Origin of the sequence: Sphingobacterium faecium, assembly GCF_003054045.1 — a bacterium.
GTDB classification, from domain to species: domain Bacteria; phylum Bacteroidota; class Bacteroidia; order Sphingobacteriales; family Sphingobacteriaceae; genus Sphingobacterium; species Sphingobacterium faecium.
The window spans coordinates 472,570-485,134 of the sequence record NZ_QBKH01000002.1 but is presented as its reverse complement, the minus strand read 5'-3'; the positions used below and the strand labels follow the sequence as shown (position 1 = coordinate 485,134).

Genomic DNA, 12,565 nt, shown 5'->3' with positions numbered 1-12,565 from the left:
ATCTTAACAATAAATCCCCTTTAATCTGTTACTTTTTAAAATTATTGCAATGAGATATCAAGCTAAATAAGATTTTTAAAGGTAACAACTAGCTTTAAAACTTAAAAACAAAATAGATAAAATAATATCCAAAAACTATTTCTTTTCTAAAAAACTAATCTGTTTTTCAAGGGCAAGAATTGTTTTCTCTTGGGTACGTATCGTCTGCTCCAGTGCATTGATCACTTTATTCAAAGAATCGACCATCAGGCTATCATTATTTTGCGAAGCAACGACCTGTTGATAAGGAGTTGCAAGTTCTCTCATATTACCCAAATCATTCTTATACATCTCTCCTATACCCATTAGAAGCCAAACAGGGCTTATATCGACATATTTATTTAAAATAATGACCATCGTATCAGAACTTAGTGCGGAATATTTTTGCACACCTTTAAAGTTAGCATAAGAAAGCCCTAACTCTTCAAAGAAAACTGCTTTATTGATCCCTTTACTTTCCGCGATTAACAGGACACGTTCTTTAATACCAGACATTATTTTTTATTTAACTTGCAAAAGACATTATAATATCCTAATTTTAATAAACAATTATAATATAATAGCCTTTACTAGGGTACCAACTTAATTAATGATTATGAAAAATACAAAAAAGAAACTAAAAGCGAAAAATTTTCGCTACTTAAGTAAGAAGATCATCAATAATCCAATGATCTACATCCATGATTTTTTTCGACATCAAACCGATATCATTAACTGGAAAAATGATATCAATCTCTTTGTTACCAGCGGAGCTTATCCAGCGATGTCCAGTGGAGGATATCCCGAAAATGGTTACAATTGTCATCAAATGATCAAACAGATTGAAGTTGCATATGTTATTTTTAAACAATGTGGTCTAGCAAAACACGAGGATCCGTTGAAATTATTCGAGACCAGAAACGATTACTTCAACTACTCGTATGGAATTGACTTCACATACAATGGCAAAAGAAATCCCAACGATTTAATTCGTAAATTTTTCTCTTATCAGTCGCTAAAAAAATGGTACAAGACGATGGACGATCTGATGGAACAGCTGACTTTAAAGAGATCTTTAGACAATGACCAATTTGGAGATAGGATTATCGCTATTCGCGAGTTTCTCATTCGTCTGGCGCATGCATTATATTACATATATGAAGATGAGGGCATTACTTTACCTATACCTTCGTATGCGAATATAAAATCTACCATAGCACAGTAATAGTAGAAAGTATGCTATAAAAACATCTCAATAATAAGGCGTCTGAATACCATGTTACATTTACACTCAGTATCTACTGATAAACATATTAAAATGGATAACACCCCTCAAAAATGTAGCAAATGAACTCACCAAATACTTGATATAGCCTTTCAGACTCCCTATTTGATATTCTTCCCTTAAAGACCCACAAATATTAAAAATATAATTTTTATAAAAAAACTGATTATACCCAATCGATCTCTTCATCCGAATCTGGAAATTCAGGAGGTTTCATATCAGAAAATTTCTGTTCTTCGAAATGGCAAAGCTGACCATCACGGATTACTAATGCATCGAATATTTCAGCAGTCATAAATTTACTATCGAAAGATAAAAACTCCTCTTTACTATTTACAGATTCCAACCAAATACGTACTGTTGCCACACACAATGCGACTACATTTGCTCTCTCTTTTATAGCAAAATAAACAGAGCGCGAATTGATATTATCAACTTCTGTTATCACCAGCTCTTTACTAGAATTTAATTCAACTATATTTTCATCACCCACAGATACTTGGATACAATGCATTTTAATAATAACCTTACGCGTTCGTTCTGGAAACTTATTGAACTCCCTTGCAAAAATAGGTGGAATAGCAAAACGAATCGCCCCTTTCTCTATGTCTAACTCAGCTGTAGGTTTATTCATAAAGAAATTATGCCAATTTCTTTTTTTAAAGAATCGAAAACCTTTTAATGGCGCTACATTTCCATAACCTAATTGCAATTTACCCAACTCATGCACTTGATCATTACGTACTACTTTATAAAGTACTTTTGAAAAACGAGTATAGGTATCATTTTTACAAGACTCATTTTGTATCAATTGCATTATTTTATAAATTTGACTGGCAAGTTTGCGAGTATATCCAAAATCTGCCCCGGTTAATTTACTGTTCTCACTCAATCTATAATCTTTTCCTTTTTTTCTATACGGATTTTTAGGATTTTTAAAATTAAACATGAACATTTGCCTATTGGTTAACAATAAATTTAGGATATTTTTCGTTCAGAAACAAATCAATTTATTTTGTAAAGTGACGTTTAAACTGTTTGATGTTTTACGGACAAAAGCCCCTAAAAGTCCTTGAAACTCCTTGAAACTCCATATAAGTGCTGGCATTACTCAACAACGATTCGATAGTGATAGGCTATGGCTTCGATACAACGTCGAGACTAACTCGACACAGCTACGACTGCCATTCGGCTATTTTTCGGCAGCGAATCGAACAGCAGCCGAGCATGAATCAAACGAAAGCTGAATCTGTCTCAAAATATTCTCAAACGCGACCCAACTAGCAGTCGAATACAAATCAAAAGAAAACTACAATTTTCTTGCTTCAAATTAAATCCTGCATTTTATAACGTAGGAAAATGACAAGCAGATACCGTGCTATTCGAAACCATACTGTACAAGTACCTAATATATGCTTGAGGGATACTTCATCTATACTCCTAATAGAGGTTTAATTCGCACTTACGAGATACCCGACACCTTTTATACTGCTATAGTACCTTAAAAACCTACAGGCATTTTATTACTGGCATTGCAATGATGCAATACTAAACAATCCATCAACTAATTAACCAAACGGATTCTTTAACCGCACATGCTTGATCTCATATCATTTTGAAGGGCATTCAAATTGACAACATCAAAAATTTCAGTTTCCTCATAGCGAGTTGCCACTGAAAGTAAAATATCTTCACAGTGCGATCTAAAAGTTTCGTGAACAAGTTCTACGCTGTTATTTTCGCCAGAAAGGTGGGTTAACATCAAGTGCTTTAATCTGGATGTACGATGTGTATTAAACAAATCCAGAGCGACAGTATTGGAAAGGTGACCCCAACCGCTACTAATTCTATTTTTTAAAAAATAAGAGTAACGACCATTTTTCAGCATCTCTTCGTCAAAATTAGATTCCAATAACAACACATCAACATGCTTAATCACATGTTCAACATTTTTGCAAGGGCGTCCGATATCGGTTAAAATTCCAATATTATGCGCTCCGTCTGAAACCAAAAAGCTGCATGGTTCTTTAGCATCATGGTACTTTGGAATACCATAAATTTTCATTTCACCAATTTCTGTCACCTCATCTGGTGCGATGATATGAACCAAATGTGATGGAAGATGCAATCGTGTTCCTTCATAACTTCCATTTGTTATATATACGGGTATATTATATTTTTTGACAAAAACAGATAAACCACGAATATGATCGCTATGCTCATGCGTGACGAATACTGCTTTAATTTGTGTCGGCAATATACCCAAATTATACATACGCAGATGTATGTGCTTACTGTTAATGCCAGCATCAATTAAAATAGCCGTATCGCCTTTAGCGACATAATAACAATTTCCATTACTGCCTGAGGCAATAGCACAATATTTCATATGTATTTTATATTTGTTCTTTAAAGATCGTAGCTCATATTCATCCGTGCTTCTGCCAACCGAATAATTGAATATGGCGCGATAACAATCTAAAAAATTAACATTCGGGTAAACTTAGTGGTATTTGTACAGCTAATCCACCATCTGCTGTTTCTTTATATTTAACATTCATATCTAAAGCCGTTTCCCACATGGTCTTTACGACCGCATCCAAACTTACTTTAGCTTTATCAGGATTGGACTGTAAAGCCAATTGTGCAGCTGTAATCGCTTTGATTGCGCCCATTGTATTACGTTCAATACAAGGAATCTGAACCAATCCACCTATCGGATCACAAGTCAAACCTAAATGATGTTCCATCGCTATTTCTGCGGCCATTAGCACCTGCCTTTGAGACCCACCAAGACATTCTGTCAATGCACCTGCGGCCATCGCTGATGATACCCCAATCTCAGCCTGACAACCGCCCATGGCCGCAGAAATCGTCGCTCCTTTTTTAAAGATTGATCCAATCTCTGAAGCTGTTAATATAAATTGTATGATTTTATCGTCAGAACCACCATGATGAAATGTGATATAATACTGCAATACTGCAGGAATAACCCCCGATGCACCATTTGTCGGTGCTGTCACGACTCGACCAAAAGAAGCATTTTCCTCATTGACAGCTAAGGCAAAACAGCTGACCCAATCCAGAATATATTGAAAATTTTCACCTCCTGCTTTTATGGCATCGATCCAACTTTCATAATCTTGGTAAGTACGCCCCTTCAGCAACCGATGATTCAGTTTTGCCGCCCTTCTTTCTACATTTAATCCTCCGGGCAGTGTACCAGCTGTATGACAACCTCGATATATGCATTCATAAATTGTTTTATAAATATTTAAAACACCATCTCTCGTTTCTTTTTCTTCACGCCATGCATATTCATTTTCTAATACGAGTTCAGATATTTTTAATCCTGTTTTACGGCACCAATGTAATAAGTCCTGAGCAGTGTCAACCGGAAAAGGTAAATCAACCTCTGTAGAAGTGTTACTCGTTTCATTCTCCTGTACCACAAATCCACCGCCAATCGAATAATAGGTTTCACTAAGTGCTTTACCATCTTTTAAAAACGCTTGAAAAGTAACAGCATTAGGATGATAGGGTAAACTTTCGCTATAAAGAAAAAGTAAGTCTTCCTGATAAGAGAAAGGGATCAGATGGGTACCAGCCAATCTTAATTCATGTACAGATTTGATATGCTCCACTTTAGGAGTTACTTGATTAACATCAAAAGTAACGGGATCATCTCCACTTAATCCCAAAAGCACAGCGATATCTGTTCCGTGTCCTGTCCCTGTTTTCGCTAAAGAACCATAGAGTAAAATTTTAACAGACTCCACCATATCGAGCACAGCTTTATCTTGCAATACTTTCGTAAATTGCTGTGCTGCTCGCCATGGGCCTAAGGTATGCGAACTGGAAGGTCCTATACCAATTTTAAACATATCAAAAACGGAAATTTGTTCTTTGCTCATTCTATATTTATAAAACGCTATCAAAATCATGTTTTTAGGACAGTCCAAAAACATTGCAATTTACAGAATATTAAACAACCACAAAGTTCTTACAAAGATTTAATACTTTATCAATAAAGCTTAATTATCTTTGTTAACTTATCATTAAACAAATGAGATTTAAACACGTTCTGCACTTACTTGGAGTATTTTTTCTAATCGCACTAACAGCACAACTTTTATGCGCTCAACCTAGCCCCAAACGTGAAGTTCGTGGTGTTTGGATTGCCACTGTCGGAAATATTGATTGGCCTACACTTGCTACGGGCACTAATGTTGAAAAACAAAAGCAAGAGCTTATCCATATTTTGGATGAGCACAAAAAATCTGGTATGAATACCATTCTTTTTCAGATCCGACCATCGGCAGATGCTTTTTATGGTCGTGGAAAGGAGGGCTGGAGTCGCTATTTAACTGGTAAACAAGGAAAAGCTCCAGATCCATTCTATGATCCTTTGGATTTCATTATCGACGAATGTCACAAAAGAGGAATGGAATTACATGCATGGATCAATCCATATCGTGCATCTACAACACTTAATCCCAATCATTTTTCAGAAGATCATATTACCAAAAGGAAACCTGAATGGTTTTTTACTTATGCGGGCAAAAAACTATTCAATCCCGGTATTCCTGAAGTTCGTGAATATATTATTGATGTCATCATGGACGTGGTCAACAATTATGATATTGATGGGATCCACTTTGATGATTATTTCTATCCCTATCCGGATACCCGTAATACTCCGATACCTGATCGCATCACATTTGGGCAGTACGCCAACAATTTTTCTAATATCGATGATTGGAGAAGAAACAATGTGGATATACTTATACGTGATCTAGGAATTGCAATTAAGGCCAAAAAACCCTACGTTAAATATGGAGTTAGTCCGTTTGGTATATGGGACAATAAAGATGCAAATAAAGAGGGGTCCAATACCCATGGTCTAAGTGGTTACCGAACACTTTTTGCCGATGGTGTAAAGTGGATCAAAGAGGGGTGGATCGACTATATCAATCCTCAGATTTATTTTCCATTTCAAAACCGCGCTGCAGCCTATGAAATATTGGTTGCTTGGTGGCAAGATCATACTTATGGTCGTCATTTTTACATCGGACATGGAGCGTACCGGGTAAATGAAAAAAAACCAGGATGGACTGACCGGAGCCAAATTCCGCGTCAAATTCGTTATCTACGCGAACAGCCAAATGTCCAAGGCAGTATTTTCTTTAGTTCCAAATCATTAACAGACAATCTGGCTGGATTACAAGATTCATTGCAACGCAATTTGTATCATGCATCTTCTTTACCACCAACGATGCCATGGATCGATAGCATTCCACCGCATGCACCTTTTGGATTACAACTAAGACCATCAGATAATAAAAAATCCAATGATCTGGTATGGCAAAAACCCGATCGTGCGGCTGACGGTGAATCTGCTTACGGCTATGTAGTATACCGCTTTAAGGAAGGGGAAAAACCAGACTTAAACAATAGCAGTAACATCATCCACATTACTTACCATGAAGATGATTTGCAGTATACCGATACTGATATCAATACGAAAGAGCAATACTACTATTTTGTTACAGCATTGGATCGCATGAAAAATGAAAGTGGACCTTCCAATACCAGAAGTACTGAAAAAATATCGAAGTATAGTTCTGCTTACACCATGCAGTAAAAGTGAAAAACTAGGAAGGTAGTAGGAAATTTACAATTTAAACACTGAATTAAAATATCAAAACATCATAATTAAAAAAAGGAAAATCAAAATTTATAGTTTGGTTTTCCCTTTTTTAATTTCAATCAATGCTTATAAAAAATAAAGGAAGCATAGCATTGTTAGTTAATTTACCCCGACTGCTTGCCTTTATTTCAATAAAGCATTTCGGTATTCATCCGTGATAGCGGGCAATTGAATTTCTTGTCCTTCCCTTTTTAGGGAATCTGCAAAAGCATTTGTACTGGATATTGCCTTCAAATATGCAGAAACAACAGCATCCGAAACTTCAATTTCTTTTCCTTCTTTAATATCTGCAACATATTGATTGTCGACTAATTTGACTTTACCAAAAAAACGGTAGGCAGCGGCTTTCAATAGACCTAAATCTTCTTTCGACAACTCTTCAATACGCGCTCCTGCAGGCAGTTGAACATCAATAAAGGTATTACCCTTTGCCAAACTATCTATAGGTTCTTCCAAAGGAATAACGGATAAAGCCGATAGATTAAGAATCGGTACTCCCGCTTCTTGTTTATTCTGGCAACTGGTCAATAAAACCGTTGCCCATATCAGGTATAAAAAAGTACGCATTTACAATAGTAAAAATAAAAGGGCTTTTCGACGAATCGAAAAGCCCTTTTTCTCGTATCCTTACACTGCTATTACTTTAACAATTCTGCCAATTTAGCTTGCAATTCTTCTCCACGAAGATTTGAGGCAATAATTTTACCTGTCGGATCGATTAAAAAGTTTTGCGGGATACCGCGCACTTCGTATAATGCTACCGGTGCTGATTTCCAACCTTGCAAATCAGATACCTGTGGCCATTGTCCTAACTGATCATCAGCGATTGCTTTCATCCAAGCATCCTTTTTACCCGGGTTGTCCAAAGAGACACCAAATACAGTAAAGTTTTTGTCTTTAAATTTGTTAAATGCAGCTACTACATTAGGGTTTTCATGACGACACGGTCCACACCAACTCGCCCAAAAATCTAATAACACATACTTACCTCTTAAAGAAGACAATGCGACTTCATTTCCGGCAGTATCTGGCAATGAAAAATCTGGAGCCATTGAACCAATAGCAACTGCTTTTAATTTCTCAATTCTAGTCGCTAATTCTTTACCTTTTTTACTATTTTTCAGGTCAGCTGAAAGAGCTTGGTAACTTGGTATAATTAAAGAATTGACATTTTCACCGTCTAATTTATCAAACAGTAGATCCAATGTAATAAAGCTTGATTTATTATCCTTTATAAATTGCTCATCTGCTACTTCTTGTTTCTCATTAATTTCACCTGCTTCTTTCTGCAAACCTGCGATAAAAGTTTGATCATTGCGCTGTTCTTCTGTAGCTTCAGCATAACGCTTATTTAAAGCTTGAAATGCATCTGTATAAGACTTGATTGCTGTTTGATATTTTGCAAAATCAGTATTGATAGCATTACCTGAAATAACAGCATTTTTCATTTCACCATCAGTGTTTACTTTTATCACACCATTTGACAAATAAACTTGTGTCAAATCGGGGTTTTGAATTTCTTTGATGGATGTGCCATCGGCAGAAAGTATCAAATAAGCTTTCACCGGTCCAGCAACTGAACCATTAAACTTAAACTGTCCTCCAGATATGGTCGTAGAATCAATTTTTCGTGCATTATTTTCAACATATTGCATAAAAACTTTCGCTTTATCTGAAGCACCTTTTACCTGACCTGTTAATGTGAAATTTTCTTGTGCAAAAATTAAAGCTGGGATACAACTTAATCCCAATAATATTCCTTTTTTCATCACTATATAATTTGTTTTTGATCGTTTATGAAGCCATTATGAGCAATATTCATCACTATTTATCCACATTTGCTTATGATGGTTTTATTTTAATTTTATTTATCCTTTGCTACTCCCTTATAGTTCTGCGTTACCATCTGCCGCTGGCACCGCCACCGCCAAAGCCTCCGCCACCAAAGCCGCCGAAGCCACCTCCATCTCCGCCGCCGCCAAAGCCTCCGCCACCAGAACCACCTCGACCTAGACTATTGAGTAAAGTCCACCAAAACAAATCAGAAGTTCCTCTACCATTCATCACTTTACCACCGCCGTTACCTCCATTACCACCTTTGCGTGAGATCAGAGCAATAACAATCATGACTACCACAATGATGATCAACATTTTTGATCCACCACCTTTTCCTTCTGCTTGCTTAGGATCTGCTTTATATTCTCCTTTAGTATATGAAATCAATGCATCTGTTGCACTATTGACTCCTGTAAAATAATCTTGTGCTCGAAAAGCTGGTTTTATTTCATTTTCAATGATCCGATGTGCTATTGCATCGGGAACAGCACCTTCTATACCATATCCAGTTTGAATCGTAACTGCCCGATCTCCAATTGCTGCAAGCAACATAATACCATTGTTGTACTTTTTATTTCCAACGCCCCATTGTTGAGCAAGTCGTACAGCATAATCGCTAATATCATATGATCCAGTAGAATTCATCAATACAACAGCGATTTGTATAGAAGTTGAATCTTCAAAAGCCAAGAGTTTTTGCTCTAACTGATCCACTTGACTTGCTGTCAATGTTTTTGTATAATCATTGACCAGTCGGTTTGGTACAGCAGGAAAATCCTGAGCAAATAAACTTACCACACTAAACAGCATGACAATCGTCAATACAAAAATATTGAGGCTTGAAAATCTAATCGTGGTCAATGACCTATATTCCTTTAGTTTATTCATGTTTTATCTATCGCCAAAAACAATATCATTCGGTAATTCATTAATATCATCCTCTTCTCGCGGATAAAATTTTGCTAATTGGTTGCCAGCATGTACAATTCCTTGAATCAATCCTTCTACAAACTGTTCTTTTCGAAATTCTTGAACCATAATTTCTTTCGTACATTCCCAGAAATCTTCCGATACTTTCTTATGAATACCGGCATCTCCAATGATTGAAAACTTATGGTCTTCATGCGCCAAGTAAATTAACACACCATTTCTTAAGGTTGTTTTATGCATCGCCAGCTTTTCGAAATAATGTGTGGCACGATCAAAAACTTCGCCTGGACAATGTTTTTCAACCACCACACGAATTTCTCCTGAAGTTTTATTTTCCGCTATACTGATCGCATGTACTACTTTTTCCTGCTGTTCTGATGAAAATGTTCCCATGAATAAAATTGTTTTTAAATAAAAAAAGATGAATGAGTGCACAAGATAAGCCCATCATTCATCTTTTCTAGTAAACTAATCGGTATATTAGAATGATACGGTTGGCGCTTTATCAGCCCCTTCTTGTGCTGTAAAAGTTCCTTTCGCTTTGAAGCCAAACATACCCGCCATCAAATTATTAGGAAAGCTTCTTACCGTTGTATTAAACTGTTGTACCGCTTCATTATATGCTCTACGTTCGGTCGAGATTCTATTTTCAGTACCTTCTAATTGTGCCTGAAGTTCCAAAAAGTTTTGATTTGCTTTTAAATCAGGATAAGCTTCTACTGTAGCCATCAATTTACTCAAAGAACCTGAAAATTGATCTTGTACCTTTTGATATTGTGCAATCGTTTCTTCATTTAAATTAGTGGGATCCACCGTGATAGATGTCGCTTTGGCACGCGCCTCAACGACAGCCGTTAATGTACTTTCTTCGTGCTTTGCAGATCCTTTAACGGTATTGACCAAATTAGGAACTAAATCTGCACGTCTCTGATATGCATTTTCAACCTGAGCCCATTTACCTTTTACATTTTCATCCTGCGATACCATTGTATTGTATCCACATGAACTGAAAGATAATGCGACCATTAAACCAAAGAATGCGACTAATAATCTTTTCATTTTTTCGTTGAATTAATATATTTCAAATAAATTTTAACGGATAGCTTACTACAAAGCTTATACCACTCCTACGAATATAAGAATAATTTTAGGTGCATACCTATTAATCACTAAAAAAATACAGCAGATATCCTTAACTTTGACCTGTTTTTGGGATAAAAACCCAGCAAGAATAATATGCAAAAAGAAATTGAATTGGCGATCGCTCCAGAAAGAATGGAAGACGATGCTTATATTTTAAATCAAGGTGCCAAATCCTTGAACATAAAACTTGAACGCATTAAAGGGTTTAAAATCCGTAAACGTTCGATAGATGCGCGTAGCCGTCATGTTGTTTTTAGAGCTCGTATTATCTTTTTTATAGACGAAGAACCTATTACTGAAAGTTTCAAAATCAAATATCAATCTGTACAAGATGCACAACCCGTTTTAATTATCGGTGCTGGTCCTGCGGGTTTATTCGCTGCCCTTCGGTGTCTTGAAAAAGGCTTAAAACCGATCATTATCGAACGTGGCAAATGTGTACAGGATCGTCGTCGTGATCTAGCTCGGTTGAATCGCGAAGGTATTGTGGATGCAGATTCAAACTATTGCTTTGGCGAAGGCGGTGCCGGGACTTATTCAGATGGCAAATTGTATACGCGTTCTGACAAACGCGGTGATGTTGAAAAAGTATTAAAACTTTTTGTCTCTCATGGTGCAAATGAAGATATTCTGGTGAACGCACGACCTCATATCGGCACTAATAAATTACCGCATATTATCCAAGCGATTCGTGAAACCATTATTTCTTATGGGGGTGAGGTTATTTTTGAACAACGGGTAATCGATATCAATACCGAAAATGACCAAGTTACGGGAGTTACACTTGCTAATGGTACACAATTAAATGCAAGCCATGTCATCGTTGCCACGGGACACTCTGCACGTGATATTTTTGAACTGTTCCGTACTAAAAACTGGTTGCTTGAAGCTAAGGCTTTTGCTTTAGGTGTTCGCATCGAGCATCCACAAGAGATTATCGATCAAGCGCAATACCATTGCGAAGTTCGAAGCGAACATCTTCCACCGGCTTACTATAGTCTCGTGGAGCAGGTAAATGGTCGTGGAGTGTTTTCTTTTTGTATGTGTCCTGGTGGAGTTATTGCTCCCTGTGCTACAGCAGACAATGAAATTGTGGTCAATGGTTGGTCTCCTTCTAAGCGGAATAATCCTCATGCAAATTCGGGGACCGTCATTCAAATCAATCTGGAAGATGTTGAGGGATCTGAAAGTAATCCATTTGCCCTATTAGATTTTCAACGTGAAATAGAAAGACGCGCTTTTGAAGCTGGTGGAGGCAAGATGGTAGCCCCTGCCCAACGTATGATTGATTTCGTAGAAGGACGTATCTCCAAAGATCTTCCTGAAAACTCTTACAAACCTGGTACTGTTTCTACCGATCTGACGCAAGTATTACCTAAGTTTGTATATGAAGCGCTACGTGGCGCACTACCTATTTTTGGGAAAAAGATGAAAGGATATTATACGAATGAAGCGATCTTAGTAGCCGTGGAATCTCGGACATCATCTCCTATTCGCATTCCGCGCGATAAAATAACATTACAACATCCTGAAATTAAAGGACTTTATCCATGCGCTGAAGGCGCTGGCTTTGCTGGAGGTATTATTTCTGCAGCGATTGATGGGATGAATTGTGCAGACGCGATCCTTTAAATTGATAAATT

At 36.9% G+C, this 12,565-nt stretch carries 12 protein-coding genes; 3 read left to right on the top strand and 9 right to left on the bottom strand.

Annotated elements, in window-relative coordinates; translation table 11 throughout:
- Nucleotides 1-135: 135 nt before the first annotated feature.
- Complete coding sequence (locus C8N37_RS06400; protein ID WP_108158133.1) at nt 136-534, bottom strand: hypothetical protein; 399 nt, start codon at nt 532-534, stop codon at nt 136-138.
- Nucleotides 535-634: 100 nt separating this feature from the next.
- Here C8N37_RS06400 and C8N37_RS06395 point away from each other — a divergent pair, with 100 nt between their 5' ends.
- A complete protein-coding gene (locus C8N37_RS06395; protein WP_146171029.1) occupies nt 635-1,243 on the top strand; it encodes a hypothetical protein in 609 nt (202 codons plus the stop codon).
- A 226-nt stretch (nt 1,244-1,469) separates the two neighbouring features.
- Here the strand turns inward: C8N37_RS06395 and C8N37_RS06390 are convergent, their stop codons facing one another.
- From C8N37_RS06390 to C8N37_RS06380, 3 genes are all read right to left on the bottom strand, one after another.
- Nucleotides 1,470-2,252: a hypothetical protein gene (locus tag C8N37_RS06390; protein WP_108158131.1), complete on the bottom strand. Its 783-nt coding sequence runs from the start codon at nt 2,250-2,252 to the stop codon at nt 1,470-1,472.
- A gap of 636 nt (nt 2,253-2,888) precedes the next feature.
- On the bottom strand, nt 2,889-3,692 hold the full coding sequence (locus tag C8N37_RS06385) for an MBL fold metallo-hydrolase (RefSeq protein WP_108158130.1): 804 nt from the start codon (nt 3,690-3,692) through the stop codon (nt 2,889-2,891).
- 97 nt (nt 3,693-3,789) lie between these two features.
- On the bottom strand, nt 3,790-5,217 hold the full coding sequence (locus C8N37_RS06380; RefSeq protein ID WP_108158129.1) for an L-serine ammonia-lyase: 1,428 nt from the start codon (nt 5,215-5,217) through the stop codon (nt 3,790-3,792).
- Nucleotides 5,218-5,369: 152 nt separating this feature from the next.
- On the opposite strand from C8N37_RS06380, the gene C8N37_RS06375 reads away from it, so the two are divergent.
- Nucleotides 5,370-6,947 (top strand): glycoside hydrolase family 10 protein, encoded by a 1,578-nt coding sequence (locus tag C8N37_RS06375; RefSeq protein ID WP_108158128.1) that lies wholly within the window; start codon nt 5,370-5,372, stop codon nt 6,945-6,947.
- A 189-nt stretch (nt 6,948-7,136) separates the two neighbouring features.
- Here the strand turns inward: C8N37_RS06375 and C8N37_RS06370 are convergent, their stop codons facing one another.
- The 5 genes from C8N37_RS06370 to C8N37_RS06350 form a co-directional block, all read right to left on the bottom strand.
- Nucleotides 7,137-7,580, bottom strand: a complete 444-nt coding sequence (locus tag C8N37_RS06370) for a hypothetical protein (protein WP_108158127.1) — start codon at nt 7,578-7,580, stop codon at nt 7,137-7,139.
- Nucleotides 7,581-7,651: 71 nt separating this feature from the next.
- Nucleotides 7,652-8,782, bottom strand: coding sequence for a TlpA disulfide reductase family protein (locus C8N37_RS06365; RefSeq protein ID WP_108158126.1), 1,131 nt, complete (start codon nt 8,780-8,782; stop codon nt 7,652-7,654).
- Between the two features lie 130 nt (nt 8,783-8,912).
- Entirely contained in the window at nt 8,913-9,737 is an 825-nt protein-coding gene (locus C8N37_RS06360) for a TPM domain-containing protein (protein ID WP_373866211.1), read from the bottom strand.
- Nucleotides 9,738-9,740: 3 nt separating this feature from the next.
- Nucleotides 9,741-10,172 carry a TPM domain-containing protein gene (locus tag C8N37_RS06355; RefSeq protein WP_108158125.1) on the bottom strand — a complete coding sequence of 144 codons (432 nt, stop codon included), beginning with the start codon at nt 10,170-10,172 and terminating at the stop codon, nt 9,741-9,743.
- Nucleotides 10,173-10,259: 87 nt separating this feature from the next.
- Nucleotides 10,260-10,838, bottom strand: a complete 579-nt coding sequence (locus tag C8N37_RS06350; protein WP_108158124.1) for a LemA family protein — start codon at nt 10,836-10,838, stop codon at nt 10,260-10,262.
- Between the two features lie 177 nt (nt 10,839-11,015).
- On the opposite strand from C8N37_RS06350, the gene C8N37_RS06345 reads away from it, so the two are divergent.
- Complete coding sequence (locus C8N37_RS06345; protein ID WP_108158123.1) at nt 11,016-12,554, top strand: NAD(P)/FAD-dependent oxidoreductase; 1,539 nt, start codon at nt 11,016-11,018, stop codon at nt 12,552-12,554.
- Nucleotides 12,555-12,565: the final 11 nt, after the last annotated feature.